Raw genomic sequence first — 26,430 nt, forward strand, 5'->3', positions numbered from 1 at the left:
TGTATACCCGAACCAGTCCAAAACGTCTTTTACACACGACCGCGCACTACGATTCGATGACGACGTACACCGCGACGGTGACGGTCCGCCTCAAGCGGGGCGTGTTGGACCCCGAAGCCGAGACGACAAAGCGCGCGCTCGAACGTCTCGGATTCGAACTGGAGGCGCTCCGCTCTGCGGACCAGTTCGAGCTCGATCTCGACGCCGAGTCGGCCGACGCCGCGGCCGACCGCGCCGACGAGATGGCCGAGCGACTGCTCGCGAACCCGACGATCCACGACTACGACGTCGAGGTGACGGAAGCCTGATGAGCCTCCCTTCCTCGACACCGACCGTCTTTGTCCGCCACGGAGGTTGGTCCCAGTGACGGTCGCTGTCGTCCAGTTCGGCGGCTCGAACTGCGACCGCGACGCGGTCCAGGCGCTCGCACACGTCGGCGTCGACGCCGAGCGCGTCTGGCACGAAGACGGCCTCCCGTCGGATATCGACGGCGTCGTGCTCCCGGGTGGCTTCTCCTACGGCGATTACCTCCGCGCGGGCGCGATGGCCGCGCACTCGCCGATTATGAACGACGTTCGCGATGCCGCCGAAAACGGCGTTCCGGTGCTCGGCGTCTGCAACGGCGCACAGATCGGCTGCGAGGCCAAACTGACGCCGGGCGCGTTCACGACGAACGCGAGCGCGCGCTTCCAGTGTGAATCGGTCTACCTGCGCGTCGAGAACCCCGACACGCCGTGGACCGCCGCCTACGACGAGGGCGACGTCGTCGAAATCCCGATCGCGCACGGCGAAGGCCGCTTCGAGATCGCCGACGATCGCTACGACGACCTCGTCGCCGAGGATCGCATCCTGTTCCGGTACTGCGACGCCGACGGCAACGTCACCGCCGACGCGAACCCCAACGGCTCGCGCGGGAACGTCGCCGGCATCACCGGCGACCACGAGAACGTCGCGGTGCTGATGCCTCACCCCGAGCGCGCGACGCTGCCCGACCTCGGTCGGAGCATCGACGGCCAGGGCGTGCTGTCCGCGTTCGCCTGAGCCGACGCGACCCGTAGTTTCGGTCAGGCGCTTGGGAGGTGACCGACGGCGGCGAAGTGGTTGAGGCGACCGCGAGGGAGGTTTCGGACAGCCGCTTGGGAGGTGACCGACCCGCCGGCGAGCCGAAGGCGACCCGTCGGCGGACGTATTATGTCGCCTGCGATAGAATATTCACTGTGATGTCATTTCAGACGAACGTCCGCCGATTGCCCACGAAGCGCCCCCTCCTCGCGCTCGTGCTGTCGATTCTGCTCGTCGAGTTCGTCGGCGCGTCGGGTGCGGTCTTCACCGCACAGGGCCTCGGCACGTGGTACGACTCGCTCGTCCGACCCGCAGTCGCGCCGCCAAGTTGGGTGTTCGGGCCCGTCTGGACCACGTTGTTCGCGCTGATGGGCACGGGACTGTGGCTCGTCTGGCGGCGGGCGACCGACGCGCCCGGTGCAGTCCGCCTCGCCGTCGTCGTGTTCGCCGTCCACTTCGTCTTCAATCTGGGTTGGTCGGCCGCGTTCTTCGGACTGCAGGCGATCGGTCTCGGTCTCGCGGTCATCGCCGCGCTCTGGGTGCTGATCGTCGCGACGATGTGGGCGTTCGCACGCGTCGACCGACGTGCGGCGCTGCTGCTCGGTCCCTACCTCCTCTGGGTGAGCTTCGCCGCGTACCTCAACTACCGCTTTTGGGTCCTGAACTGATCAGACACAGATTCCGACGGCTGCGTCGATATCGCGACAGCGGCGTCTATCACGACAGCGGCGTCTATCGTACCAGCGACACCTACCGCGCCAGTGGCATCCCGTAGCTCGTCTCCTCGTCGACGACGTACTCCCAGGTGGCCTCGCACTCACAGGAGACCTGCGAGAACACCGCGGGGTCCTGCCGCTTGTCGAAGTCCTTGATCGCTTTCTGGACCCGGTCGTCGCACTCGCCGCAGTTGTGCGGGCCGCGGTCGGAGCCGTGGCCGACGGGGTCGGAGACGACGATGGCGTCGACGTCCGCGGTTGCTTCGAGGACCTCGGCGACCGACCAGAGCCACGGCGGGCGGTAGCCGCCGCGGAAGAACAGTTCGTCGACCATCGTGTACCGCTGGACGTTCGTGGGATTCATCGAGACGGTGTGACAGCCGTCGACGGCGGCGCATCGCTCGACCGACGAGATCATATCGTCGATCGCCTCCGACTCCGAGAGGAACGGCGGCTTCATCAGCAGGTAGGCTTTCACCCCGGCGCTGACGCCGTCGGCGTCGATGTCGGCGTCGCGGGCCTCCGCGCAGGCGGCCTCGAAGTCCGCGAAGTCGAAGTACTTGTTCACGCAGTCGTGACGGACGCGGTCGGTCGCGGTCTCCAGTCCGATCGCGACGTCGGTCGAGAGGCCCACGTCGGTGAACTCGGCGATCTTCTCTTTGTCGACGAAGTCCGGCAGCGACTCGACGACGATCCGCTCGCGGTCGGCGAACGTCTCGGCGATCGCCTGGCGACTCTCGGCGCCGACCTCGCGCTCGTCGAGGAACGACCCGGAGGTGTAGATCTTGATGAGGTCTGCGGGCTCGTCCGCATTTTCCGCTTCGTGTTCGAGACAGACGTCGATCTGGTCCATCAGCGCCTCGTGGGAGACGCTGCCGCCCTCGACGGACTCGGCGACGTAGCCGCACATCGTACAGCCGCCCGCGCGGGCCCACCGACAGCCGCCGGTGTTGAGGATGATCGTGAGCGAGTTGACGACCCCATCGGGCGTGTTGTCCTCGTCGAGCCAGACGCGCGTCGGCTCGTGAGGGTCGTAGTGTTTCTCCTTCTCCGACCGGATCTCTCGCATCACCTGATTGTGGGCGTCCATCCCCTTCCCGTGCTCGTAGACCTCGGGGCTCGGCTGACTCATTGCGCGTCTGTAACCGACGAGTCGGTAAATCTCCGTCGTCTGTGCGCCGGATCGGTGGACGTGGAGATCCCGACGAGTGCTCCGCCGGCGACCACGTAACTTCTTCCGGTTACCCCGTGGTGGCAACGACTAACAGATTTCCGCCCCTATGAAACAATGGACATTAACAATGACTGATCTGGGAGGATTCAACGACCACGTCGCTCGCGTCGACCTCACGAGCGGCGACGTGCAGTACGAGGGAATCGACGACGAGGACGCGCGCAAGTACATCGGCGGGCGCGGCCTCGGCGTGAAGTACGTATTCGATCAGGGTGTCGACGTCGACCCCGAGGGACCGGAGAACCTGCTCGCGTTTATGAACGGCCCGCTGACGGGGACGCAAGCGCCGATGAGCGGCCGCATCGCCGTCTGTACGAAGTCGCCGCTGACGGGGACAGTCACGGACTCCCATCACGGCGGCTGGTCGGGCGCTCGACTCAAGTGGTCCGGCTTCGACGGCCTGCTCTTCGAGGGCCAGGCCGACGAGCCCGTCTACGCCTACGTCGAAGACGGCGAAGTCGAGCTGCGTGACGCCTCGGAGCTGTGGGGACTGGGCGTCCACGACGCGATGGACAAGATCGAAGCGGAGCACGACGGCACGTTCGGCCGGAACCTCTCGGCGATGGCCATCGGCCCCGGCGGCGAGAACGGCACCAAGTACGCCTGCATCATCAACGAAGACGACCGCGCCTCCGGGCGCGGCGGCACCGGCTGTGTGATGGGCTCGAAGAACCTGAAAGCCATCGTCATCAAATCCGGCACGAAGATGCCAAAGCCCGAAAAGCCGGAGACGTTCACCGAGGGCTACCAGCAGGCGATGCAACTCATCCGCGAGTCCGACGTCACCGCACCCAACGAAGGCGGCCTCTCGCTGTACGGGACGAACGTCCTGATGAACCTCGCCGAGGAGATGGACGGGCTGCCGACCCGAAACGGGAAGTACACCTCGACGCACTCCGAAGCCGAGGGGGACCCGAGCGAACCCAACATCGACGCCGAGAGGGTCTCCGGCGAGAACGTCCGCGAGAACATCCTCGTCGACGAGCCGACGTGTCACTCCTGCCCGGTCGCCTGCAAGAAGGAGACGGAAGTCACCTACGAGCACAAGGGCGAGGAGATGAACGTCCGCGGCGAGTCCTACGAGTACGAGTCGGCGTACGCGCTCGGTCCGAACTCGATGAACGACGACCGCGACAGCATCGCCGTGATGATCAACAGGTGCAACCAACTCGGCATCGACACCATCGAGGCAGGGAATATGATGGCGATGGCGATGGAGATGACCGAGCAGGGCAAACTCGACGACCTCGAAGAAGGTCTGGAGTGGGGTGACACCGAGCGGATGATCGACCTGCTCGACGAGATCGCCCATCAGGACACGGAACTCGGCGAACTCCTCGCGAAAGGTGCGCGGCGCGTCGCCGAAGAGCGCGACGCCCACGACAACTCGCTGGCCGTCAAGGGCCAGACGATCGCCGCCTACGACCCCCGCGCGATGAAGGGGATGGGAATCGGGTATGCGACCTCGAACCGTGGCGCGTGTCACCTCCGCGGGTACACGCCCTCCGCCGAGATTCTCGGCATCCCCGAGAAGGTCGATCCGACCGAGTGGGAGGGCAAGGGCGAACTCTGTGCGCTCTTCCAGGACCTCCACGCCATCTCGGACTCCTTCGACATCTGCAAGTTCAACGCCTTCGCGGAGGGTATCGACGAGTACGTGGCGCAGTACAACGGAATGACCGGCCGCGACGTCACCGAAGACGAGCTGATGGAGGCCGGCGACCGCATCTACACCCTCGAACGGTACTACAACAACCTCGTCGGCTTCGACGGCAAGGACGACGACCTGCCCGGAAGATTCGTCGAGGGCGAGGAAGCCATCCCCGGACAGGGCGGCTCCGAGGGACAGCTCTGTGAGCTCGATAAGATGAAAGACGAGTACTACGAGCGCCGCAAGTGGGTCGACGGCGTCGTGCCCGACGAACGCCTCGACGAACTCGGCATCGACATCGGACCCGGCACCGGTGTCTCCAGTGGCGACAGCCAGGCACCCGCCGACGACTGATCAAGCGGCAAGCGGTCTCGGACCGTTACACAGGGTCAACACGGCAAAGTTGATTTTAGTGCGGTCCTGACGCCGAACTGCGGCCGCCGTCGCAGCGCAGCCGAGCGCCCACGCGGCGTCGCTCGGGGACACCCGACGCGAGCGGGCGGGGTCGAACCACGCGAACCCGCGTTTTCACGGGAGATACGAGCATCAGGAGCGACGCCGCCGCGCGGGCGGCGAACTGGACGCTGTTGGTGACCGACTAGTCGTCGCGTTCGATCCTATCGAGCGCCACGAGCACGCCGCTCGCGTTCAGACGCTCCTCGGCGCTCGCCTTCTGCTCACCCCAGACTTCGACTAGCTCCGAGTGGTTGGCGAAGAATTCGATCACGGCCTCGTCGTCGTCGAGTTCGGCGCGCTTCTGCCGGACCGCTTCGACCCACTCGACGAGCGCGCGCTTGTACTGTTCCATCAGGGCGGCGTCGTACTTCCGTGCGCCGAAGTGCCCGAAGCAGAGCGTCTCGGGTTCGAGGTCCTCGATCTTCCGGACGTCCGCCAGGCTCTGTTCCAGGTCGAACTGCGGCGGCGGCGACGTCTGTCGGACGACGTCGCGTTCGGGGACGTAGATCCCGGCGGCGTCGCCGGTGAAGAGCAGGCCGTCCTTCGAATCGAGGAAGATCGTCTGGTGCGGGGCGTGGCCGGGCGCGTGGATCACCGAGAGTGTGCGGTCACCGAGGTCGATCTCGTCGCCGTCGACGAGCGGGTCGATCTGCGATTCGGGAACCGGCACGGGCTCGGCGTAGTACTCCCAGAGGTCGCCGACGGCGTCTTTCGTGCCCGCGACGAGGCGCTCGGGGTCGACGAGGTGCGGCGCACCGATCTCGTGGGTGCGGACCGTCGCGTTCGGACACGCCTCGGCGAGGTAGCCCGCGCCGCCGGCGTGATCCAGGTGCGCGTGCGTCGGGAGGATGTGCCGCACGTCCTCGCGCGCGATGTCGAGTTCGTCGAGCGCGTCGAGGAGGTACTCGCGGTTGCGGCCGAGGCCCGTGTCGACGAACGTCGGTTCCGCGGCGTCGATGATGTACACCGAACCGTAGCGCGGAATGCCGTGCGTCCCGACGTCGACGTAGTAGACGTCGTCCGTTCCCTCGACCGGGGCGAGATCGCCGATAGCCATAGCGGAACCGGCGACGCGCGGCGAAAAAAGCGTTCCGTCCGGGCGAGGCCGTCGATCGGTCGTCGGGGCCGACGCGAACCGCCACCCGTTTATCTCACGCGGCCGACGCACACGTATGAGCGAGACACTCGACGAGGACCTCTATCAGCGCACCCTCAGACTGCTCGAACCCGGCGACATCGAACTCGTCGGTGCGATCGTCCACACCGACCTCGCTGGGCAGGAGGATCTGGAGATGCACGAACTCACCGTCGACATCAACGACGTGATCTCAGAGCACGCCGGGAAGGGCGAGACGTACATCTACGCCGGCAACGACACCGACGAGTTCGCCTCGAATCAGTTCCAGGGGCTGACCCTCGACGACGAGGAGTTCGTCTGGGAGTGCCAGCAGTTACTCCGCGAGGGCGCGTTCGACCTCGTGTTCTACTACGAGGCCGGCCCCGAGCAGGAGACGCTTGCCAACGATCTAGAGGCCCTAGATCACGTCGAGCGCGTGACGACCGTCCCGTAGCGACCGGCGGAACCCCTCGTTTTCGACCCCTTCGAGACGCTTATCCTCCCGGAACTCCGAGCGTCAGGTATGAGCGAGGCAGACGCGGACGTCGCCGGGCTTTCGGAACTCGATCGCGCCGCGGTCAACGCCTTTCAGGGCGGCTTTCCGGTCGTCGAACGGCCGTTCGAGCCGGCCGCGGCCGCGCTGCGCGAGCGCGGAATCGACGTGACCGCGGCAGAGCTACTCGAACGTATCCAGGATCTCGACGAGTCGGGCGTGCTGAGTCGGTTCGGCGCGCTCGTGAACGCCGAGGAGATCGGCGGCACGGCGACGCTCGTCGCGATGCACGCGCCCGAGGAGCGCTTCGACGAGGTCGCAGAGACCGTCAACGCGCATCGGGAAGTCGCACACAACTACGAGCGCGAACACCCCCACCTCAATATGTGGTTCGTCGTCAGCGTCGCCGACGAGGACCGCGTCCGCGAGGTGCTCGACGAGATCGAAGCCGAGACCGGCCAGGAGACGTACAACCTCCCGAAACAGCAGGAGTTCCGCGTCGAGGCGAAGTTCCTGCTCGACGGGCCGATCCCCGACGGCGACGTCGACCTCTCCGATCTGGGCCCCGACGTGACGCCGACGGACCAACAGACGCTCACGCCCGAGGAGCGCGACCTCGTCGTCGAAATCCAGGGTGGCCTGCCGGTGACGGCGACGCCGTACGCCGACGTCGCCGACGCGATCGGCGCCGAGACGGCGTGGGTCGTCGAGACGATCAAGCGCTTCGAAAAGGAGGGCAAAGTCCGGCGCGTCGGCGTCGTTCCGAACCACTACGCGCTCGGCTACACCGAGAACGGGATGACCGTCTGGGACGTCCCCGACGAGTTGGTCGCAGAGGTCGGCCCCGCGGTGGCGTCGCTGCCGTTCGTCACGCACTGCTATCACCGTCCCCGTCACGAGGGCGTCTGGCCGTACAACTTCTTCGCGATGACGCACGGCCGCTCTGAGGCCGAGAGCGACCGCCGCATCGAACAGGTGCGCGATCGGATGGCCGAGTACTGGGACGTCGACGAAGACGACTGGGACTCGCTGTTCTCGACGCGAATCCTGAAGAAGACGGGCATCCGACTCGACGAGCGCGCCGCGGCGAACACGGAGTGATTCGCCGTGCAACGGGAGGTAGCCACAGACGGATGATTCCGCTGTACCACGATTTTACCGACGAGACGGTGCTCGTGTTCGGCGGCGGCCGCATCGGCGCGCGGAAGGCCCGCCGCTTCGCCACCGAGGCGACGGTCGTCGTCGTGAGCCCTGACTTCGGCGAGTACGATTTCGGCGACGCGGACCTCGTGCGGGCACGCCCCGATCCCGACGGCGTCGACACGTGGCTGGATCGAACGGAACCGGCGCTCGTCGTCGCCGCGACCGACGACGACGACGTGAACGATGCGGTCGCGGCCGCCGGGCGGGAGCGAGGCCTGCTCGTCAATCACGCCGACCGGAGCGTCGGCGGTGACAGTGCGGTCGACGGTGACACATCCGACAGTGGCGACGATGCCGACAGCGACTGCACGCCTGACAGCGACGGCGACACCGACAGCGACGACCTAGCCGACGGAGACGACGCTACCACCCGAAGTGCGACTGACGTCGTCGTGCCGGCGACCGTCGAGGACGGCGATGTCCGGGTCGCAATCTCGACCGGCGGGCGGAGTCCGGCGCTCGCGAAGTATCTCCGTGAGCAGATCGAAGCCGAGATCGACGGCGCAGAGTCGATGGCGGCGCTCACAGCGGACCTGCGCGCCGAACTGAAGGCGTCTGATCTCGATCCATCGACGCGGCGTGATGCGATTCGGGCGGTTGTTCGAGAGCCACTGGTTTGGAAGGCTTTACGTACGGGGGAATCTAATCCCCGCCAAGAGGCGACACGCGTGATACGGAACACGACGGGGGGTGACCGATGGACACGGGAGTGATCTGTGGGACTCGTGTGTCGCACGACCGCGCCAGCGTCGACCAAATCGAGGCGGCCACAGGCGAGGACGTACGCAGCGTCGTCGAGACGCTTCTGGACTCCGAGGGCGTCAGCGAGGCGTTCGCGATCCAGACGTGCAACCGCGCGGAGGCGTACGTCGTCGCCGACAGCGTCGATGCCGGGCGGCGTGCGCTCGAACCGTTACACGAGGACGTCGACGACGACGTCGTCGTCGAGATGGGCCACGAAGAGAGCCTGCGGCACCTGATGCGAGTCGCCGCGGGGCTCGAATCGCTCGTACTCGGCGAGGACCAGATCATCGGCCAGTTCAAGCGCGCGATAGAGATCGCTCGCGGCGCCGGTGCGCTCGGCCCGACGTTCGAGACGGGACTGACGAAGGCGGTCCACGTCGGCGAGCGCGCTCGCACCGAGACCGGAATCAACGAGGGCGCGATCTCGATCGGGTCGGCCGCCGCACGACTGGCCGAGACGGAAATCGATCTCGACGGCGCGACGGCGCTCGTGATCGGGGCCGGCGAGATGGGCAAACTGACCGCGGAGGCGCTCGCGGACGCGGGCGTCGCAGAACTCGTGATCGCGAACCGGACGGTCCCGCACGCCGAACACCTGGCGTCGACCGTCGAGACGGCCGCTCGGGCGATCTCCCTCGAGGAGATCGGCGGCGTACTCGGCGATGCGACCATCGTCGTGACGGCGACGAACCATCCGGACTACCTCCTGGATCCGACCGACATCGACGACGCGGGCGAGACGCTCGTGATCGATCTCGCGCAACCGCGAGACGTCGATCCCGAGGCGTCGACGATCGAGCAGGTGATCGTCCACGACATCGACGCGCTGGAATCGGTGACCGAGGAGACGAAAGCCGCCCGGAAGGCAGCGGCCCGTGAGGTCGAGGCGATGATCGACGAGGAGTTCGATCGGCTTCTCGACGCCTACAAGCGCCGCCAGGCCGACGAAGCGATCAGCACGATGTACGAAGCGGCCGAACAGGTCAAATCCCGTGAGGTCGAGACCGCGATCACCCGACTCGAATCTCAGGGCAACCTCACCGAGGAGCAGCGCGAAACCGTCGAGTCGATGGCGGACGCACTCGTCGGGCAGTTGCTCTCGGCGCCGACGAAGAGTCTCCGCGAGGCCGCCGTCGAAGACGACTGGTCGACGATCCAGACGGCGATGGCGCTCTTCGATCCGGAGTTCGGCACGGTCTCGCGATCGCGGACACGAGCCTCGGCCGACCGACGCGAGGTCACAGAGGAAACAGCCGACGCTGAGCGGGCGTCGACGGACGCCGAGGGAAACCCTAACGACGCGGGCGAGGAAGACGTCCCGCCGTACGTCCTCGAAAGCGTCTCCGACGACTGATCCTGTTTCTGCGACTCGCCGCCCGGACGCTGCGGAGACCCCGCCGAACCGGAGACAGCCCATAGTTTCGGGGTAACGGGGCGAACCATTATGCGCCCAGCGAGTGACACGTAGCGTATGGCTGAACTACTCTCCGACGACGAGATCCGAACGCAACTCCCCGACCAGTGGGAACGCGACGGCGACGAGATCGTCCGGACCTACGAGTTCGACGACTACCTGGCCGGCATCGCCTTCGTCACGCACGTCGGCGAAGTCGCCGAAGAGGAGTTCCACCACCCGGAGATCCGGGTCGGCTACGAGGAAGTCGAAGTCAGACTGACGAGCCACGAAGAGGGTGGCATCACCGAGAAGGACATCCGGCTGGCGAACCTCTTCGACGCCGAGTACTGACGTGCACGCCGCGTACGTCTTCCGCGTCGAGGCCCGCTTCGAGACAGCCCCGGGCGTCAGCGTCACGCCGGAGACCGTCGAGACGGTCGTCGAAGTCGCCGCCGATCCGCCCGGCGAGGGCAAGTGGCTGTTCTTCCGGGACGTGCTCTGGCGCGGTGAGGTCGGCGACGAGGGACACGCCCGCGACCTCGCGGAGTCGTGGCTCTCTGTCCCTGCCGACCGCGTGAGCTTCAGCGAACTCAAACTCGACCAGGAGTATCGCGAGGCGCTCGAAGCGGAAATCGCGTCGAATCCCGAGCCTTTCGACGGCGACCCGCCCCGCGACGTGCTCCATCGACACCTCGGCTCCAGCATTCGAACCGTCGACTCCTGAGGGCGACGAGCGAGGATTCGTCACCGATCACGGCTCGAATCGACCGATTCGACTTCGAACCGACGAAATACACTTACGCGGGGGCGTCCTATAGCCGGTCCAATGGTCCCCTCCGACCCCGATGCCGACTACGACTTCTGGCTGTTCGACCTCGACGGCACGATCGTCGACGCCGAGTGGTCCTACACCCGCGAGGTGTTCGATCGCGTAGGCCAGCGACTCGGCCGGGAGTTCACCGACCGGGAGGCCGAGGTCATCTGGCACGGCCTCGGCGGAGCGCGAGACCCCCAGCTCCGGGCGTGGGGGATCGACCCCGAGGAGTTCTGGCCGGCGTTTCACGCCGTCGAAGACCCGCAGGCCCGCGCGGAGGCGACGTACCTCCACGACGACGCCGCGGCGTTAGTCTCTGAACTCGTAGCCGCCGACGTCCCGGTCGGCGTGGTGACGCACTGCCAGGAGTTCCTCGCCGAACCCGTGATCGACCACCTCGACGTCGGCGACTGGTTCGACGCGTTCGTCTCCTGCACGCCCGAAATCGGGTGGAAGCCCGACCCGGCCCCAGTCCAACACGCGATCGAGCGGTTAGGGCTGGACGCCTCACAGCCGGGGCGCGGCGTCCTCGCGGGGGACGGCGCAAGCGACGTCGAGGCGGCCTGGAACGCCGGCCTCGAAGGGATTCACGTCGAGCGGCACTCGCCACACCAGCGCGGCCGCTGCGTGCTCGCGGATTACCGCGTCTCCTCGTTCGACGAACTGTCGCGTGAGTTCCTCGGTAGCAACGTCGCCGCCGACGGCGGCACGGTCGAGTAGCGGGGCAGGCCGGGTGAGGAGAGCAGTTAGGCGGCGGCGTTCAGGGGGTGTCGTGATCGTACCCGGGGAGCGACGCGAAGACGTCCGAGGCGGTCTCTAGTTCGGCGGCCAGTTCTTCGACGCCCGTTTTCTCGACGCGGTCCGGGTTCGCGCGCACGCGAACTGGCTCCGTACCGAGCGGGACGAAATCGAGTCCGAGAGCGTCTGCCGTCGCGTGGAGGCCGAGTCCAGCGTCGGCGTTTCCGCGGGCGACCGCGCGTGCGGGACTTTCGAAGCCTTTCGTTCCGACGCCGTAGCCACGAATCGCGTCGGTGAGGTCACGTCGAGAGGCGTCGCGTTCGGTCGCCAGGTCCTCGATCGCAGCGTCGAGGCTCGCGCGGATCCCGGCGTCGCGCCCCCGGTTGACGAACGCGAGGTCGCGATCCACGAGGTCGGCGAGGCCGTCGACGCGCTCTGGGTTCCCCGCCGGCACGACGAGTCCCCACTCCCGGGTCCAGCCGCCGAGGTCGACGGTCTCGACGTCGCGGTCGACCGGGCCGGCGACGACGGCGACGTCCGGGATCGTATTGGAGAGTCGACGCAGTCCCTCGCGGCTCCCGACCGGGAGGAAGCGCGGATTGTCGAGGCGGTCGAGCAGGCGCGAGAGCGCGGGGTCGTCCTCGCCGACGGCCAAGAGCGTCGGCGCGCGCACGTCCGGCGAGAACAGTTGGACCTCGACTTCCTCGCCCTCCCCGAGGTACTCGGTGTCGGGATCGACCGCGACGACGCCGTCGGCTTCGACGAGCGAGGTCGTCGCGCCGGAGCCTTTGTCGACCGGGTAGACGAGCGTCTCGCCGTCCGCGTCGGTCACGAGGCCGGCGGGCATCAGGCGGAGGCGGCCCTCGGCGTAGCGCTCACGGCGGGCCATCCGGCCGCGCACGGTCGCGGTCTGCGGTTCGGGGAGCGCTGCGGCCTCGCGGATCGCGGGCGCGACGAACGTCCGGAAGATGGTGAGCGCGGAGACGGGATAGCCCGGCAGCCCGACGTAGGCGCTGTCGCCGAGTTCGCCGATGAGCATCGGCTTGCCGGGTTTGACCGCGACGCCGTGTAAGAGGAGTTCGCCGCGCTCTTCGACGACGCGGTAGATCACGTCGACCGCCGAGGCCGAGGTCGACCCCGAGGAGAGGACGAGGTCGCACTCGTCGGCCGCCTCGAGGAGCAGCCGCTCCATCTCCGCGTAGTCGTCGCCGGCGTGGGGGTACAGTTTCGCCTCCCCGCCAGCCTCCTCGACGCCCGCGGCGATCGTGTAGCTGTTCACGTCGTAGATCTCGCCGCGCTCGCTGTGGAGTTTCTCGCCCGGTCGGACGAGTTCGTCGCCGGTGGAGACGATGCCGATCGTCGGCGTCCCACGGACGGGGACCTCGTCGAGGCCGAGCGCCGAGAGCAGGCCGATCTCGCGGGGCGTGAGTCGCGTTCCGGGGCCGAGCGCCCGCGCGCCGGCCGCGACGTCGGTGCCGGCGAGCATCACGTTGTCGCCGGGCGCGACCGCGTTGCGGACGGCGACCGCGCTCGGTGTCTCCGCATCAGCGTCGGTCAGTTCCTCAGTCCGCTCGACCATCACGACCGCGTCCGCGCCGGCGGGCATCACCGCTCCGGTCGAGATCTCGGCCGCCTCGCCCGCACCGACTTCGACGTCGGGTTCGGTACCGGCGTGGACCGTTCCGACGAGGTCGAACTCGATCGGGTCGGCCTCGTCGGCCCCGAAGGTGTCGCGACCGCGGACCGCGTAGCCGTCCACGCTCGCGCGGTCGAATCCGGGGACGTCGAGGTCGGCGTCAATCCGTTCGGCGAGGACGCGACCGCGCGCCTCTGCCAGCGGGACTGTCTCGGAATCGGGCGCGAGATCCAGCGACGCGATGGCCTCGCGGGCGACTTCCGGATCTGCGAGGTCGCGGAACTGCTTGCGGTCGCTCACGCCGACCACTCCCAGTGTTCGACCGTCACGGTCTCACCGACGTCGAATCCCTCGCGACCCTCGGGAACGACGACCCAGCCGTCGGCCAGCGCCACAGACGAGAGGACGCCCGAGCCGGAGGCGCGCGTCGGCGTCGCGGTCGGGACACTCGACGCGTCGTCGCCGCCGAGGTCGTCGCCGTCGTTCCCGCGTCCATCGTCGTCGACTTTGACGCGGGCGAACGTCCGGACGCCGGGTTCGCTCGGGATCTTTCTGGCGAGTTCGGCCTCTGTAGTCGGCGGCGGATCGTCCGGGAGATGACCGACGTACTTCAGCACGGGACGGAGGAACTGGACCGCGTTGACGATGGCGGCGACGGGGTAACCCGGCAGCATCACGATCGGTGTGTCCTCGACGATGCCGAGCGCGACCGGATGCCCCGGCTTGAGCGCGACGCCGTGGACGAGCACCTCGCCGAGGTCGTCGACGACTTCGGGCAGGAGGTCGCGCGCCCCGACCGAGGAACCGCCGGTCGTGACGACGATGTCCTTCGTCAGATCGCGCTGGATCGCCGCGCGAAGGGCCGATTCGTCGTCGGTGACGACGTTGCGGTACGTCGGCACGCCGCCCCAGCGGTCGACGAGCCGCGAGACAGTCAGGCCGTTGGTCTCGATCACTTCGCCCGGTTGCGGGTCCTCCTGTACGAGTTCTTCGCCCGTCGGGATCACGCCGACGGTCGGGCGCTCGTACGCAGTGACGCGGTCGACGCCGACCGATTTCAACAGGCCGAGATCGGAGGGTCGCAGGCGGTGTCCGGGCTCGAACAACTCTTGGCCGTCCGCGACGTCCTCGCCGACGGGCGCGACGTTCTCGCCGTCGGTGACGGCGTCGAACACTTCCAGGTCGTCGCCGACGTGCTCTGCGTGTTCGATCATCACGACGGCGTCGGCACCCTCGGGGAGTTTGCTCCCGGTGTGGACCCGAACGGCTGTCTCGGGGTCGACGGGCGTCTCCGGGACGGAGTGCGGTTCGGCGTCGGCGACGCGGAGGATGCCCGGAGAGCGGTCCGACGCGCCGAAGGTGTCGCGGGCGCGGACCGCCCAGCCGTCCATCGCCGCGCGGTCGTAGTTCGGGACGGCCCGCGGCGAGGAGACCGGTTCGGCGAGCGCGCGGCCGTCCGCTGGAACGAGCGAGAGCCGCTCAGTCCGCTCGTGCGGCGTCGCCGCGTCGAGGAGTCGACGCCGGGCGTCGGCCACTCGCGTTCGGTCCTTGAACCCGGCCGATCGGCGGTCGGGAGGCGTCTCGTCAGTGTCCGCAGAATCCATACCGGAGGTTGCGCGCGCCAGTACAAAAAGAACCGCGCCACAAGAGCAATGCCGACGCACCGTTGGTGAGGCGAGCGGGACCGCCGATCGGCCACTGCGACAGCCGACTGGAAACGGTCGTCGCCGGACGTCCCGGACGCTGTATAGCTTTTGTGGCCGATATTCGCTAGCACAACCGCGGCCTTTTTCGACCCGCCGGTCTAACTCTCGTCTATGTCAGCCCTGCGGGACGCGCTTCAGGAACTGCCGGAGTCGGTGTTCGCCGATCTACTGGAGTCCGACGACGCCTATCAGATCGTGCTCGACCTCCCTGGAGTGACTGCCGAGACCGCCGAACTCCGAGTCGACCGCGGACGACTCGTCGTCGAAGCGCGACGCGAGAAGGACGTGCCTGCGGAGTTCCACTACGTGAGTGAGGAGCGACCGCTGTTCGTCGACGTCGAACTCCCCCTCCCGCCGGACGCGACCGGCGCGGGAGCGTCCGCGGAAGTCGACCGCGGCGTGTTCACCGTGCGCGTGCCGAAGCGGTCGGCCGCGCCGGAGCAGACCATCCCGATCACGTCGGCCGGAGACGACGCGTAACCGTCGGGTGGTCACGCTGGTGAATCTCCGTGCGTACTGGCGGTTTCTCGTCGTCGTTCGACAGTTCTTCCCCCTGATCGTCGCGTACACGCGTGACCGTCGGAAGTACGTCCTCTTCGGCGGTCGGCGGAGCGTCGACGCCAAGACGCGCGTCGAGCGCGCAGAGATCCTGCTCGATTCGCTTTTGACGCTCGGCCCGACGTTCATCAAACTCGGGCAACTGCTCTCGACGCGGCCCGACATCCTCCCGGCGGAGTACATCGACGTCCTCTCCAGTTTGCAGGACGACGTGCCGCCGGCCCCGTGGGAGGAGTCGAAGAAGGTCATCGAAGCCGAACTCGGGCCCGTCGACGACGTCTTCGAGGACTTCGACCGCGACCCGATCAGCGGCGCGAGTCTGGGACAGGTGTACACCGCGACGTACCAGGGCGAGCCAGTCGCGGTGAAGATCCGACGCCCGGGGATCGAAGAGCTCGTCGAGGCCGACCTGCGCGTCATCCGCTGGTCGCTGCCGCTCATCCGGCGGTTCATCGGCCAGGGTCGGGCGTTCTCGCTGGAGAACCTCTCCGACGAGTTCGCGAAGACGATCCGCCAGGAGATGGACTACAGCAGGGAAAAGCGGATCCTCGAAGAGATCCGCGGGAACTTCGCGGACAGCCCCGAGATCCGGATCCCGCGGCCGATCGCCGCGCGCTCGGGGCCGCGCGTGCTCACGATGGAGTATCTCCCGGGAACGAAGATCAACGACATCGAGACGCTCGATGAGAAGGGGATCGACCGCACGGAACTGGCGACGACGCTCCAGCGCGTCTACCTGCAGATGATCGTCGCGGACGGCGTCTTCCACGCCGACCCCCACCCGGGGAACCTCGCGGTGACCGACGAGGGCAAGATCATCTTCTACGACTTCGGGATGTCGGGAACGGTCGACTCCTTCATCCAGAACAAGATCGTCGATTTCTACGTCGCCGTGGCGAACCAGGACATCGACGCCATCCTCGACACCCTCATCGAGATGGGGACGCTCTCGCCGGACGCCAACCGCCAGGTGATGGGCGACGTGATGGAACTCGCGATTGCGGACGCACGGGGCGAGGACATCGAGCAGTACCGAGTCCAGCAGATCATCGAACAGGTCGAATCGACGATCTACGAGTTCCCGCTGCGGTTGCCGCGGGACCTCGCGTTGATCCTCCGGGTCGCGACCGTCGTCGAGGGCGTCTGTGTCACGCTCGACCCCGACTTCGACTTCATCTCGGTCGCGACCGACTACCTCGAAGACGAGGGCTACTACGAGGAGACGGCCCGTCAACTGATCGAGCAGGGGGGCCAGCAGGTCCAGCAGACGACGCGGGCGCTCTTCGAGGTGCCGCCGAAGATGAACCGGACGCTCGATCGGATCGACAACGACAACCTCACTGTCAACGTCCGACTGGAGGACGAAAACGACGTTCTCGATCGGCTGGCGCGCCGCATCGTCTACGGCCTGTTCGTCGCCGTCGGTGCCCTCTCGACGGCGATTCTCTACACTTTCGATGCGACCAGCGTCGTTCCGGCCGCGGTCGCTGCCGTGCTGACGCTGCCGCCGCTGTTTGCCCTCTACCGGTCGTTCCGCAGCAAGCGCGGCATCCGCGCGAAGCCACAGTTCACCCGGCAGAGTATGCGCGAGCGCCGCGAGGACTGATAGGGATTATCGTCACTGTTCGGAGATTCTCGCCGTATCGTCCGGCGAGAAATCTATGGGAACATACGATAATCCCTATGAGATCGCAGCGGGACGGCGGGCCAACCCGGGTGGTGTCCGCTCTCCCTCGCCGTTATCACAGTTGATGATTTGACACGTACCTTTATTCGGAGTAGCGCCAAACCGGGAGATATGACGCGGTGGCGGTCCGTCGCGGCTGGGTTTGCGCTCGCGGCCTGTAGCGAGGCCCTCGTGTTCGGGGCCACCGGACGCGTGACGCTCGTCGGCGGCCTGGCGGGGAGCGCGCTCGCGGGCTATCTCGCCGGCGGCGACTCCGCAGACGGGGCGTGGCACGGGCTCTTGACGGCGATGGCCTGGGGAATCGTTCTCATCCCGGGGTTGGTCGTGCTCTCTGTCGTCTCCGACGTGCCGCTTCCGTTCCCGATGGAGTACCTCCTCCCGTTTCTGAACACGGCCGGTGAGGCGACGACGATGATCCTTCTGACGGCGAGCCTTCCGAACGTCGCGACCGGCGCGCTGGGAAGCGTCGCACGGCGACAAGACGACCGCACCCGGAGCCGCGAGGATCGGTCCCAGCAGCGACCGTCCGATGGGGACCTCGAAGAGGTCTGACCGCGCTCGCCCGTGTGCGATTTCGTCGCGTAGCCGAAGTCTCGGGGCGTTTCCAAACCGTTTATACCGAGCACACGACAATCCCGACGTATGCCGAAAGAGCAAAAGCAGGTCCGCGAACTGCAGGAAGGCAGCTACGTGATGATGGAAGACTCCCCCTGTAAGATCAACGCTTACAGCACCGCAAAGCCCGGCAAGCACGGCAGCGCGAAGGCTCGAATCGAGGGCCGTGGCGTCTTCGACGACAAGAAACGCTCGCTGAGCCAGCCGGTCGACGCGAAGGTCTGGGTCCCGATCATCGAGCGCAAGCAGGGCCAGGTCGTCTCCGTGACCGACAACGACGCGCAGATTATGGACCTCGACACCTACGAGACGTTCACGATGCGCATCCCCGAAGACGAGAACCTCTCGCCCGACGACGAGATCGAGTACCTCGAGTACGAGGGCCAGCGGAAGATCGTCTGATCGGAGATGTTCCCAGGGGCGACCGCATCGCGTGGCAACGCCGCGTACGTCGTCGTGGGCGCCCCGCTGGATATCTCGACTTCGTTCCGACCCGGGACCCGCTTCGGTCCCGAGAGAATCCGGCGGTTCGCCCGGCCGTTCGACGACTACGACCGGCGAACCGACCTGCGCTTTTCCGACTGTGCCGTTCACGATCAGGGCGACGTCCGCGCGTGGGACGACGCCGCGGAGTACCTAGAGTGGCTGACGGGCGAACTCCGGGACGTCGTCGCCGAGGACGCCGTCCCGCTTCTCCTCGGCGGTGAACACACCGTCACGGCGGCCGGCGTCGACGCCGTCTCGCCGGACGTGTTCGTCTGTCTGGACGCACACCTCGACCTCCGCGAGGCGTACGACGGCAACGAGTACAGCCACGCGACCGTCACCCGGCGGATTCTGGACGATCACGGCGCACTCGACGCTGCGGTCGAGGAAGCGATCGTGCTCGGTGCCAGAACTGGCTCGCCCGAGGAGTGGGACCGGGCCGACAGCGAGGACGTGACCGTCGTCCCGCCCGAGGACGTCCCCGCGTTCGACCTCGAATCGCACCTCGATGGCCGCACGGCGTACCTGAGCGTCGACGTCGACGCCGCCGACCCCGGGTTTGCACCGGGCACCGGCACGCCGGAGCCGTTCGGACTCGACCCGCGGGAGATGCGCGAGGTCGTCCACGCTGTGGCTCCGCACGCCGCGGGCTTCGACGTCGTCGAGGTCAACGATCGCGACGACGGCCAGGCGGCGTCGCTGGCGGCGAAACTGAGTCGGGAGTTCGTGTACTCGCACGCGGCGTCGCGATAGCGTCGGCTGCGGCAGTTGGCCCCCTGTCGTTACTGAGAGAAGCTCGACGCTCGCGAACCGCTACGGGGCGCTCTGTCTACCCTGCTTGTCGTCGATCCGGAGTTCGTACCACTCCAAGTCGAGTTCTTCGAGCGGCTGTTGGAACACGTCGAGCGACGCGATCTTCGCGTGCGCAGCGAATATCCCCGCAGCGGTGGCCGTCTGGGAATCGGGGATCTGATGCAGCGTGCCGCGGACGACCGCGCTGCGCCACTCGGTGATCGATTCCCACTCGTACACCGACAGCGAGACGGGGTTGTCGGCCTCGATGAACGAGGCCTTGGTGCTGTCCGCGCCGAACGCGAACTGGAAGATGCAGCGGTCACGCGAGCGGTCGTAACCGTACGAGACCGGAAACGCGTACCCGCCGCGCTCGCTTCCCAGCGCCAGCGTCCCGAGCCCCTGGGTCTCCAGAAACTCCGTTAGCGTGTCGTCGTCCATCGCGACACCGTACTCTTCGAGGGACATCGTCCTGTGTCTCTGATTCGACAGGACCCCTCATAAGCGCTGGTGCGGAACGATAGCCTCTATCCGGCGGCGTGTGATGGTTCCCGTATGCAGCTTTCGACGCTCGCCGACGACCTGGACGACCGACTCGACACGGACGCCTACGCCGACGTCGACGCCAGTGCGAACGGCCTGCAGATCGGCCCCGACGAGGGGACCGTAGAGCACGCCGCGTTCGCGGTCGACGCCGCCGCAGCGACGATCGAAGACGCCGCCAATACGGGCGCGGACGTGCTCGTGACACACCACGGCCTGATCTGGGGCGGTCTCGACCGCGTCACCGACCGCGAGTACGACACTATCAGCGCGCTCGTCGAGAACGACATCGCGCTGTACGTCTCGCATCTCCCGCTCGACGGTCACGACACGCTGGGGAACGCCGCAGGGCTCGCCGACTACCTCGACCTCGACGGGCAGGAACCGTTCGGAACCCTGGGTCCGGTAACGATCGGCCAGCGGGGCCGTGCCGCAGAGTCTTACACCGTCGCGGAACTGCGCGAGCGGCTCTCGGGGCTCGATACGGGCGGCCAGGAGCCACAGGTGCTCGACTTCGGTCCCGACGAGATCAGCGAGGTCGCGATCGTCACCGGCTCGGGCGCTGACTGGCTCGGCGAGGCGGCCGACGCGGGCGTCGACGCGCTCGTCACCGGCGAAGGGAAACAGCAGGTGTACCACGAGGCGCGCGAGGCGGGCGTCCACGTCTTCCTCGGCGGCCACTACGCGACCGAGACCTTCGGCGTCGAACGCCTCGCCGATCTCGTCTCCGAGTGGGGTGTCGAGACGACGGTGCTCTCGCATCCGACCGGCTTGTAACCGTTACGGCCAAGCGTTATCAGCCGAGATAATCGGCGGGTCGGATTTTTATCCGATGTGTCGTTAAAAAGTGTAGATGCAACGGTCAGGACTCTTCGAATCCATCCGGTCGAGCTATGGGGCAAAGCTCGGCGTCGCGTTGCTCGCTGTCGTCGCACTCGTCGTCGGGTTCGGCGTCGTCGTCCAAGAGGAGACCTCGGCGACACTCCAAGAGGAGGTCAAAGGCGAGTTGAGCACGTCGGCGGCGGCTCGGGCCGCGGAGCTCGATACGTGGATCAGCGGCATCGAAAGACAGACGCGGTTGCACTCGACGAACCAGGTTCTCAAGTCTGGTGACCGCGGCGAGATATCGACGCATTTGACCGAGACGGTCGATCGCGAGGCCGTCCCCGAGGGCGTCGTCGCGGTGCACTACTACGACAGAGAATCGAAAACGATACTCGCGAGCTCGATGGCCAAGATGGAAGGCGTCGACACCGCCGAACAGGGGGCGGCGTTCGCGACGAACCCGCCGGAGTTCAGCGGTACGAACGACGTGGCCGTCACGTCTCCCTTCACCGTGCCAGTCGTCGACTTCCCGGTCGTCTCGGTCATCTCGCCGATAGAGGGGACGAACGGGAAGGCGCTCGTCTATATGATCAATCTCGAAGCGCACACGCGGGCGTTCGCCGACGCCGCGGGCCAGGGATCGACGGTCGTCGTCGACAGCCAGGGTCGGATCGTCGCCCACCCCGACAGCAAGCAACTCCTGAGTTCCTACAGTCGCGACGTCTCAGAGCTCACAGACGGCGGCTTCGTCCAGGGTGACGAGCAGCTCGTCGCCGGCTCGGGAATGGACGCGGTAGACTGGACGGTTCTCGTCCGCACCGATCGGGCCGAAGCCTACGCGCTGGGCTCGCAGATCACGTCGTCGATTCTGGGGCTCATCCTGCTCGCGCTAGTGAGTTTGGCCTTCGTCGGCGTCGTCGTCGGATCGAACACGATCGTGTCCGCACGGTATCTCGCCCGACGGGCGAACGCGATGGCCGAGGGCGATCTCGACGTCGACCTCTCGACGGCCCGGACCGACGAGTTCGGCACGCTCTATCACGCCTTCGACGAGATGCGCGGGGAGTTGCGCTCGCAGATCCGCGCGACCGAGCAGAAAAAAGAGGCGATAGAACGGAAGAACGAGGCGCTGGAGACGACCGCCGCGGAGTACGGCAACGTGATGGACGCCGTCGCAGACGGCGATCTGACGCGGCGACTCGACCCCGACACCGAAAACGAGGCGCTTGCGGACATCGCCGTCTCGTTCAACGAGATGCTCGATGCGGTCTCGGAGACGATGGCGGAAGTCAAAGCCTTCTCCGAGCACGTCGTCACCGCCGCAGAGCGCGTCGACGACGGCGCCGACGAGGTTCGTGAGGCGTCTGCGCAGGTGACGACGGCGACGACGGAGATCTCCGACGGGGCCGAGCGGCAGACGGAGGCGTTACACGAGGTCTCGACGGAGATGGACGCGTTGTCGTCCTCCGCAGAGGAGATCGCCGCGACCGTCGACGAGGTCGCACAGGCCTCAGAGCGCGCTGCGGACGTCGGCGAGGAGGGGCAGGCCCACGCCGAACGCGCCATCGACGAGATGGACGCGGTCGAGCAGACCACCGCAGAGACCGCCGCGGAAGTGACCGCGCTGGCCGAGGAACTCGACGCCGTCGGTGAGGTCGTCGAAGTGATCACCGACATCGCCGCGGAGACGAACCTGCTCGCGCTGAACGCCTCGATCGAGGCCGCGCGGACGGGCGAAGCGGGCGACGGATTCGCTGTCGTCGCCGACGAGGTGAAGCAGCTCGCAGAGGAGACGGCGACGTCGGCCGCCGAAATCGAAGAGCACATCGAACAGATCCAGGCCCGCGCCGACGAGACCACGACGGCGATGATGGAGACCCAAGAGCGGATCGAGAGCGGCGTCGGCACTGTCGAGTCCGCGATCGACGCGCTCGACAACGTCGCGTCGGCCGTCGAGGAGACCGACGACTCGATCCAGGAGATCCGCGATGCGACGGCCCAGCAAGCGTCCTCGGCGACCGCCGTCGTCGACCGCGTCGACGACGTGGCGGCGATCGGCGATCAGACCGCCGAGGAGGCGACCGCCGCAGCGGCCGCAGCCCAACAACAGACGAGTACGATGCAGAGCGTAAACGACGCCGCCAACCGACTCACTGAACAGGCACGCGAACTCCGGACCGCGCTCGAAGACTTCACCGTCGCGAACGAACACGAGGCGGGACAGTTCGGAGGTGGCGCCGGACGCGGCGCAGGTACAGCAAGGTCCAACGCTGCCACTGGAACGACCCTGCGGACCGATGGCTCCGACGACCCGGAGTCCTGGACGAGTGGAGGGGGTGACTGAGATGGAGATCGACACGACGGTCTGGCTGTGGCTCGGCCTCGCGGGGATGACCGCGGGAACGATCCCGACGGCGTACCAGTTGCTGACCAACGACGAGAACCGGCACCTCTCGGCGGTCCTCTTCGGCGTGACCGGCATCGCGGCGCTCGCCTATCTGGCGATGGCGCTCGGATACGGGATCGTCGAGGTGGGCGGGACGGCCATCGAGGTCGTCCGCTACGGCGACTGGCTCCTGACGACGCCGCTAATGGTGCTGTATCTCGGCTTGCTCTCGCAACCGGGCAGCCGCGTCCTCGGGGCGCTGGTCGTCGTCGACGCAGTCGTCGTCCTCGCGGGCGTCGCCGCGACTGCGCTCGGCGGCGTCGTCGGCTACGCGTTCTTCGGCGTCGGCACGGTGGCGTACCTCGTCTTGGTCGCGCTCCTCGTGTGGACGCTCCCGCGGCGGGCGTCGTTCGATACGCCCCGGCAGGCGGCGTCGTTCACGACGCTCCGAAACCTCACAGTCGTCGTCTGGACGCTCTATCCCGTCGTGTGGCTCCTCGCGCCGACGGGCGTCGGACTGCTGCTCCCCGACACGCAGGTGCTCGTGCTGACGTATCTCGACCTCGTCTCGAAGGTCGGCTTCGTCGCCGTCGCGGTCCGCGGAATGTCGGCGCTCACGGGGTCGGCGACCGATATGAGCGTGAACGCGGACTGACGCCGGCGCGAACGCTTTTGTACCGCGCTCGTCCGGATCGCGAAGCATAACCGATCGGATCGCACACGACTCGGTATGAGCGACGAGCACGAGCACGGCACAGACGAGTCGGAGGCGGGATCCGACGGCGAAGACGCCCACACACCACACCGCGAGGAGTTCCACGAAGCGCCGATCGGACACGCGCAGGTCCGCAGCGGGATGACCGTCGGCGACCTCGCCACCGAGTACGGGAAGGCCGGCATCGGCGCGGCGACTGTCGACCGCGCGGTCGACGTCTACGCGGAGATGCTCGGCCGCGAGGAGGTGACGAACTTCTTCGGGCTCGCCGGCGCGATGGTGCCCGCCGGAATGCGCCAGATCGTCGTCGATCTGATCCGCGACGGCCACATCGACGCGCTGGTGACGACCGGCGCGAACCTCACGCACGACGCCATCGAGGCGATCGGCGGCAAGCACCACCACGGTCGGGCGGAGCCGCACGATCCGCATCCGGCCGCGGCCGACGCCGAACCGACGGGCGAGACGCCGCGCGAACACGACGAGCACCTCCGCGACGAGGGCGTCGACCGGATCTACAACGTCTACCTGCCGCAAGAGCACTTCGCGCTGTTCGAGTCCCACCTCCGCGACAACGTCTTCCCGGCGGTCGAACGGCAGGTGTCGATCCAGGAGTTCACCGCCGAACTCGGGCGCGCGAACGCCGAGCAGAACGCGGAACGCGACGTCGACGAGGACGCCGGCATCGCCGCCGCAGCCTACGAGAACGACGTGCCGGTCTACTGCCCGGCCATCCAGGACTCCGTGTTAGGAATCCAGGCGTGGATCTACTCACAGACCTCCGATTTCGGGCTGGACGCGCTCGGCGATATGACGCACCTCTCGGATCTGGCGTTCGAAGCCGACCGGGCGGGCGCGATGGTCGTCGGCGGCGGCGTGCCGAAGAACTACGTCCTCCAGACGATGCTGACGATTCCGGACGCCTACGACTACGCGGTCCAGTTGACGATGGATCCCGACCACACCGGCGGGCTCTCGGGCGCGACCCTCGACGAGGCGCGCTCGTGGGGGAAACTGGAGAAGTCGGCGCGGAACGCGACTGTCGTCGGTGACGCGACGATCACGCTTCCGCTCGTCGTCGCCGCGGCCCGCGAGCGGGCAGCCGAGCGCGACTTCTGATACGGTCGGATATAGCGGTGTGGACGTTCTCGGTACCGTGGGGGATGAAGTGCCCCCGAAGGTGCCTCAGACGGGACGAGGTGTCACAGCAGGACGAGTGATACTGTCGGACAGAAGTTCGTGAATCATATTGGCACCCACGGGATGCCGATAATTTTCACATAGTTCTGTCCGACAGTATGAACTAACACGGTCGGGGGTGATCTGTCCGGACCGAATCCCCTCTCGGTCCATCGATGTGATCGCCGCAGCATTCGATCATACATTAACATTTATTATGATCAGGGCCAACGGTGCTCGTATGCCCCTCGTACGCGTACGCGAGTGACTCGTTTTCGACCCGCGTATCGCCGTACGATCGATCGCCGAATCCGACCCGAAACCAGTGAGCACACACGTCCGACACACACGCACGAAGCGCACAGACCGACAGACCGACCGATCCGCGACGACCGAGAGCACGAGCGCGGCCGGAGCGACCACCGAAAACCGTCCGACAGCAGGGCGGCCGCGACCCGGCGAGCGCGACGCGGCGACTGCGAAACCCGACAGCACGACGGCGTTCCGCGCGACAGACGGCGCGTGGGTCGAGCGCTGCCAGCGGCAGTTCGACGCAGACGCGACGGCACGCCTGGCGAACCTCGTCGACGAGGAGAATCAAGTCGTCATCGCTCCCGGCGAGGCGTAGCGACAGACAGCGGAACCCACACGGTCACCCGACCGCGAATCGCCCTCGTTCGCGAATCCGACACACGGAACGGCTATACGGCCCCGTCCATTTTGAGGCGTATGGACTACGCTGATTCTCTCGACCGGGCGCTCGATGAACTCCCGGAGCGAAACCAAGAGCAGTCCCGACTTCGAGTACCGGACCCCGAAGGCGAGACAGACGGCGCGTTCACACGCCTGACGAACCTCGGCGAGATCGCCGACGCACTCGGCCGCGACGTCGAGCACGTCCACCGGAACGTCCAGCGCGAACTCGGGACGAACGGCCAGCTCGACGACGACCGCGCGCGGTACAACGGTTCGTTTAGCGTCGCGGACTTCGAGGCCGCCATCGACGAGTACGTCGCCGAGTACGTCACCTGTACGGAGTGTGGCCTGCCGGACACCCGACTCGTCACCGAGGACGGCGTCGATATGCTCCGCTGTGAGGCCTGTGGTGCGTTCCGCCCCGTCCAAAAGGGTGCCGCGAAGACGCAATCGCAGTCCGGTCCGGCCGTCGAAGAAGGAACGACCTACGAACTGGAGATCACCGGTACCGGCCGCAAGGGCGACGGCGTCGCCGAGAAAGGCAAATTCACGATCTTCGTCTCCGGCGCGCGCGAGGGCCAGACCGTCCGCGCACTCGTAGAGCGGACCAGTGGGACGCTCGCGTTCGCGCGTGTGGTCTGAGAGACGGTACGTTTCGTCGCGGCCTCGCAACGCTCTTTGAACTCCTCTCGCTATAGCCGACCGGCCGATGACGACGGCACCGTTCCGAGCCGGGGTGGCGCTCGGCGACGACGAACCCTATGAGTGCCGAGGCCAGCTTTCGATCTGTATAGTTGCCAAGTGGCGTAAACGGGCGTAAGCGAATCACGTCTGTTTGCTCCCGAGGGAGGGTACTGTCTCTCGGCGGTAGTTCCGATGGGGTCGTCCTGCCAAGAGCGCTGAACGTTTATGCTGCAGGCAATACGGAGTGTAGGTATGGACAACGCCCGAGGATGTGTCACCGTGCCTCGTCACGCTGGCG

General features: G+C 66.9%; 27 protein-coding genes. 22 read left to right on the forward strand and 5 right to left on the reverse strand.

Annotation, left to right across the window (positions count from 1 at the left end):
- Positions 1–56: 56 nt before the first annotated feature.
- The 3 genes from purS to NO362_RS00855 all read left to right on the forward strand — a co-directional run bounded on the left by purS (position 57) and on the right by NO362_RS00855 (position 1,730).
- The gene (purS, locus tag NO362_RS00845) at positions 57–308 is read left to right on the forward strand and encodes a phosphoribosylformylglycinamidine synthase subunit PurS (RefSeq protein ID WP_256289161.1); all 252 of its coding nucleotides are present in this window, start codon (positions 57–59) and stop codon (positions 306–308) included.
- A 55-nt stretch (positions 309–363) separates the two neighbouring features.
- The gene (purQ, locus tag NO362_RS00850) at positions 364–1,041 is read left to right on the forward strand and encodes a phosphoribosylformylglycinamidine synthase I (RefSeq protein ID WP_256545779.1); all 678 of its coding nucleotides are present in this window, start codon (positions 364–366) and stop codon (positions 1,039–1,041) included.
- Between the two features lie 179 nt (positions 1,042–1,220).
- Entirely contained in the window at positions 1,221–1,730 is a 510-nt protein-coding gene (locus NO362_RS00855; RefSeq protein WP_256545780.1) for a TspO/MBR family protein, read from the forward strand.
- A gap of 82 nt (positions 1,731–1,812) precedes the next feature.
- Here the strand turns inward: NO362_RS00855 and NO362_RS00860 are convergent, their stop codons facing one another.
- Entirely contained in the window at positions 1,813–2,910 is a 1,098-nt protein-coding gene (locus NO362_RS00860; RefSeq protein ID WP_256289163.1) for an archaeosine biosynthesis radical SAM protein RaSEA, read from the reverse strand.
- 169 nt (positions 2,911–3,079) lie between these two features.
- On the opposite strand from NO362_RS00860, the gene NO362_RS00865 reads away from it, so the two are divergent.
- Positions 3,080–5,017 (forward strand): aldehyde ferredoxin oxidoreductase family protein, encoded by a 1,938-nt coding sequence (locus tag NO362_RS00865; protein WP_256545781.1) that lies wholly within the window; start codon positions 3,080–3,082, stop codon positions 5,015–5,017.
- A 244-nt stretch (positions 5,018–5,261) separates the two neighbouring features.
- Here NO362_RS00865 and NO362_RS00870 read toward each other — a convergent pair whose 3' ends face one another.
- Positions 5,262–6,176 carry an MBL fold metallo-hydrolase gene (locus NO362_RS00870; RefSeq protein WP_256545782.1) on the reverse strand — a complete coding sequence of 305 codons (915 nt, stop codon included), beginning with the start codon at positions 6,174–6,176 and terminating at the stop codon, positions 5,262–5,264.
- 115 nt (positions 6,177–6,291) lie between these two features.
- Between NO362_RS00870 and NO362_RS00875 the strand changes: the two genes are divergently transcribed.
- The 7 genes from NO362_RS00875 (at position 6,292) to NO362_RS00905 (ending at position 11,606) form a co-directional block, all read left to right on the forward strand.
- On the forward strand, positions 6,292–6,690 hold the full coding sequence (locus NO362_RS00875) for a DUF5778 family protein (protein WP_256545783.1): 399 nt from the start codon (positions 6,292–6,294) through the stop codon (positions 6,688–6,690).
- 69 nt (positions 6,691–6,759) lie between these two features.
- Entirely contained in the window at positions 6,760–7,830 is a 1,071-nt protein-coding gene (ahbB, locus tag NO362_RS00880; RefSeq protein WP_256545784.1) for a siroheme decarboxylase subunit beta, read from the forward strand.
- Positions 7,831–7,862: 32 nt separating this feature from the next.
- The gene (locus NO362_RS00885; RefSeq protein WP_256545785.1) at positions 7,863–8,645 is read left to right on the forward strand and encodes a precorrin-2 dehydrogenase/sirohydrochlorin ferrochelatase family protein; all 783 of its coding nucleotides are present in this window, start codon (positions 7,863–7,865) and stop codon (positions 8,643–8,645) included.
- Positions 8,630–10,030 (forward strand): glutamyl-tRNA reductase, encoded by a 1,401-nt coding sequence (gene hemA / locus NO362_RS00890; protein ID WP_256545786.1) that lies wholly within the window; start codon positions 8,630–8,632, stop codon positions 10,028–10,030. The genes NO362_RS00885 and hemA overlap by 16 nt, the downstream gene beginning before the upstream one ends.
- 117 nt (positions 10,031–10,147) lie before the next feature.
- On the forward strand, positions 10,148–10,423 hold the full coding sequence (locus tag NO362_RS00895; RefSeq protein WP_256289170.1) for a 4a-hydroxytetrahydrobiopterin dehydratase: 276 nt from the start codon (positions 10,148–10,150) through the stop codon (positions 10,421–10,423).
- 1 nt (position 10,424) lies between these two features.
- The gene (gene lwrS / locus NO362_RS00900) at positions 10,425–10,796 is read left to right on the forward strand and encodes an LWR-salt protein (protein ID WP_256545787.1); all 372 of its coding nucleotides are present in this window, start codon (positions 10,425–10,427) and stop codon (positions 10,794–10,796) included.
- Positions 10,797–10,898: 102 nt separating this feature from the next.
- Positions 10,899–11,606, forward strand: a complete 708-nt coding sequence (locus tag NO362_RS00905; protein WP_256545788.1) for an HAD family hydrolase — start codon at positions 10,899–10,901, stop codon at positions 11,604–11,606.
- Between the two features lie 40 nt (positions 11,607–11,646).
- Here the strand turns inward: NO362_RS00905 and NO362_RS00910 are convergent, their stop codons facing one another.
- The gene (locus NO362_RS00910; protein WP_256545789.1) at positions 11,647–13,560 is read right to left on the reverse strand and encodes a molybdopterin biosynthesis protein; all 1,914 of its coding nucleotides are present in this window, start codon (positions 13,558–13,560) and stop codon (positions 11,647–11,649) included.
- The gene (locus tag NO362_RS00915) at positions 13,557–14,864 is read right to left on the reverse strand and encodes a molybdopterin molybdotransferase MoeA (RefSeq protein ID WP_256545790.1); all 1,308 of its coding nucleotides are present in this window, start codon (positions 14,862–14,864) and stop codon (positions 13,557–13,559) included. The genes NO362_RS00910 and NO362_RS00915 overlap by 4 nt, the downstream gene beginning before the upstream one ends.
- Before the next feature lie 213 nt (positions 14,865–15,077).
- Here NO362_RS00915 and NO362_RS00920 point away from each other — a divergent pair, with 213 nt between their 5' ends.
- From NO362_RS00920 to speB, 5 genes are all read left to right on the forward strand, one after another.
- A complete protein-coding gene (locus NO362_RS00920; RefSeq protein ID WP_256289175.1) occupies positions 15,078–15,446 on the forward strand; it encodes an Hsp20/alpha crystallin family protein in 369 nt (122 codons plus the stop codon).
- 7 nt (positions 15,447–15,453) lie between these two features.
- Complete coding sequence (locus NO362_RS00925) at positions 15,454–17,130, forward strand: ABC1 kinase family protein (protein WP_256545791.1); 1,677 nt, start codon at positions 15,454–15,456, stop codon at positions 17,128–17,130.
- A 192-nt stretch (positions 17,131–17,322) separates the two neighbouring features.
- On the forward strand, positions 17,323–17,763 hold the full coding sequence (locus tag NO362_RS00930; RefSeq protein ID WP_256545792.1) for a DUF5518 domain-containing protein: 441 nt from the start codon (positions 17,323–17,325) through the stop codon (positions 17,761–17,763).
- Between the two features lie 90 nt (positions 17,764–17,853).
- Positions 17,854–18,228 carry a translation initiation factor IF-5A gene (locus NO362_RS00935; protein WP_121569916.1) on the forward strand — a complete coding sequence of 125 codons (375 nt, stop codon included), beginning with the start codon at positions 17,854–17,856 and terminating at the stop codon, positions 18,226–18,228.
- A gap of 6 nt (positions 18,229–18,234) precedes the next feature.
- Entirely contained in the window at positions 18,235–19,065 is an 831-nt protein-coding gene (gene speB, locus NO362_RS00940) for an agmatinase (RefSeq protein WP_256545793.1), read from the forward strand.
- A 60-nt stretch (positions 19,066–19,125) separates the two neighbouring features.
- Here speB and NO362_RS00945 read toward each other — a convergent pair whose 3' ends face one another.
- Complete coding sequence (locus NO362_RS00945) at positions 19,126–19,572, reverse strand: pyridoxamine 5'-phosphate oxidase family protein (protein ID WP_256545794.1); 447 nt, start codon at positions 19,570–19,572, stop codon at positions 19,126–19,128.
- 87 nt (positions 19,573–19,659) lie between these two features.
- On the opposite strand from NO362_RS00945, the gene NO362_RS00950 reads away from it, so the two are divergent.
- From NO362_RS00950 to NO362_RS00975, 6 genes are all read left to right on the forward strand, one after another.
- Complete coding sequence (locus tag NO362_RS00950) at positions 19,660–20,424, forward strand: Nif3-like dinuclear metal center hexameric protein (protein ID WP_256545795.1); 765 nt, start codon at positions 19,660–19,662, stop codon at positions 20,422–20,424.
- Between the two features lie 76 nt (positions 20,425–20,500).
- Positions 20,501–22,816 carry a methyl-accepting chemotaxis protein gene (locus NO362_RS00955; RefSeq protein WP_256545796.1) on the forward strand — a complete coding sequence of 772 codons (2,316 nt, stop codon included), beginning with the start codon at positions 20,501–20,503 and terminating at the stop codon, positions 22,814–22,816.
- 1 nt (position 22,817) lies between these two features.
- Positions 22,818–23,513, forward strand: coding sequence for a bacteriorhodopsin (locus tag NO362_RS00960; RefSeq protein WP_256545797.1), 696 nt, complete (start codon positions 22,818–22,820; stop codon positions 23,511–23,513).
- A 75-nt stretch (positions 23,514–23,588) separates the two neighbouring features.
- A complete protein-coding gene (locus NO362_RS00965) occupies positions 23,589–24,692 on the forward strand; it encodes a deoxyhypusine synthase (RefSeq protein WP_256545798.1) in 1,104 nt (367 codons plus the stop codon).
- Between the two features lie 385 nt (positions 24,693–25,077).
- The gene (locus NO362_RS00970) at positions 25,078–25,380 is read left to right on the forward strand and encodes a hypothetical protein (protein WP_256289184.1); all 303 of its coding nucleotides are present in this window, start codon (positions 25,078–25,080) and stop codon (positions 25,378–25,380) included.
- A gap of 101 nt (positions 25,381–25,481) precedes the next feature.
- The gene (locus tag NO362_RS00975; protein WP_121569924.1) at positions 25,482–26,090 is read left to right on the forward strand and encodes a translation initiation factor IF-2 subunit beta; all 609 of its coding nucleotides are present in this window, start codon (positions 25,482–25,484) and stop codon (positions 26,088–26,090) included.
- Positions 26,091–26,430: the final 340 nt, after the last annotated feature.

This window comes from Halobellus inordinatus (genome assembly GCF_024498335.1).
In the GTDB taxonomy this organism is placed as follows: Archaea; Halobacteriota; Halobacteria; order Halobacteriales; family Haloferacaceae; genus Haloquadratum; species Haloquadratum inordinatus.

Bases quoted from the DNA above. Each gene is read 5' to 3' on its own strand.
- speB (WP_256545793.1), top strand. From the start codon at position 18,235: ATGTTCCCAGGGGCGACCGCATCGCGTGGCAACGCCGCGTACGTCGTC.
- NO362_RS00915 (WP_256545790.1), bottom strand. From the start codon at position 14,864: ATGGATTCTGCGGACACTGACGAGACGCCTCCCGACCGCCGATCGGCC.
- NO362_RS00920 (WP_256289175.1), top strand. From the start codon at position 15,078: ATGTCAGCCCTGCGGGACGCGCTTCAGGAACTGCCGGAGTCGGTGTTC.
- hemA (WP_256545786.1), top strand. From the start codon at position 8,630: ATGGACACGGGAGTGATCTGTGGGACTCGTGTGTCGCACGACCGCGCC.
- ahbB (WP_256545784.1), top strand. From the start codon at position 6,760: ATGAGCGAGGCAGACGCGGACGTCGCCGGGCTTTCGGAACTCGATCGC.
- NO362_RS00875 (WP_256545783.1), top strand. From the start codon at position 6,292: ATGAGCGAGACACTCGACGAGGACCTCTATCAGCGCACCCTCAGACTG.
- NO362_RS00885 (WP_256545785.1), top strand. From the start codon at position 7,863: ATGATTCCGCTGTACCACGATTTTACCGACGAGACGGTGCTCGTGTTC.
- NO362_RS00905 (WP_256545788.1), top strand. From the start codon at position 10,899: ATGGTCCCCTCCGACCCCGATGCCGACTACGACTTCTGGCTGTTCGAC.
- NO362_RS00965 (WP_256545798.1), top strand. From the start codon at position 23,589: ATGAGCGACGAGCACGAGCACGGCACAGACGAGTCGGAGGCGGGATCC.
- NO362_RS00945 (WP_256545794.1), bottom strand. From the start codon at position 19,572: ATGTCCCTCGAAGAGTACGGTGTCGCGATGGACGACGACACGCTAACG.
- NO362_RS00860 (WP_256289163.1), bottom strand. From the start codon at position 2,910: ATGAGTCAGCCGAGCCCCGAGGTCTACGAGCACGGGAAGGGGATGGAC.
- NO362_RS00935 (WP_121569916.1), top strand. From the start codon at position 17,854: ATGCCGAAAGAGCAAAAGCAGGTCCGCGAACTGCAGGAAGGCAGCTAC.
- NO362_RS00960 (WP_256545797.1), top strand. From the start codon at position 22,818: ATGGAGATCGACACGACGGTCTGGCTGTGGCTCGGCCTCGCGGGGATG.
- NO362_RS00950 (WP_256545795.1), top strand. From the start codon at position 19,660: ATGCAGCTTTCGACGCTCGCCGACGACCTGGACGACCGACTCGACACG.
- NO362_RS00855 (WP_256545780.1), top strand. From the start codon at position 1,221: ATGTCATTTCAGACGAACGTCCGCCGATTGCCCACGAAGCGCCCCCTC.
- NO362_RS00955 (WP_256545796.1), top strand. From the start codon at position 20,501: ATGCAACGGTCAGGACTCTTCGAATCCATCCGGTCGAGCTATGGGGCA.
- NO362_RS00870 (WP_256545782.1), bottom strand. From the start codon at position 6,176: ATGGCTATCGGCGATCTCGCCCCGGTCGAGGGAACGGACGACGTCTAC.
- NO362_RS00865 (WP_256545781.1), top strand. From the start codon at position 3,080: ATGACTGATCTGGGAGGATTCAACGACCACGTCGCTCGCGTCGACCTC.
- NO362_RS00895 (WP_256289170.1), top strand. From the start codon at position 10,148: ATGGCTGAACTACTCTCCGACGACGAGATCCGAACGCAACTCCCCGAC.
- NO362_RS00975 (WP_121569924.1), top strand. From the start codon at position 25,482: ATGGACTACGCTGATTCTCTCGACCGGGCGCTCGATGAACTCCCGGAG.
- purS (WP_256289161.1), top strand. From the start codon at position 57: ATGACGACGTACACCGCGACGGTGACGGTCCGCCTCAAGCGGGGCGTG.
- NO362_RS00930 (WP_256545792.1), top strand. From the start codon at position 17,323: ATGACGCGGTGGCGGTCCGTCGCGGCTGGGTTTGCGCTCGCGGCCTGT.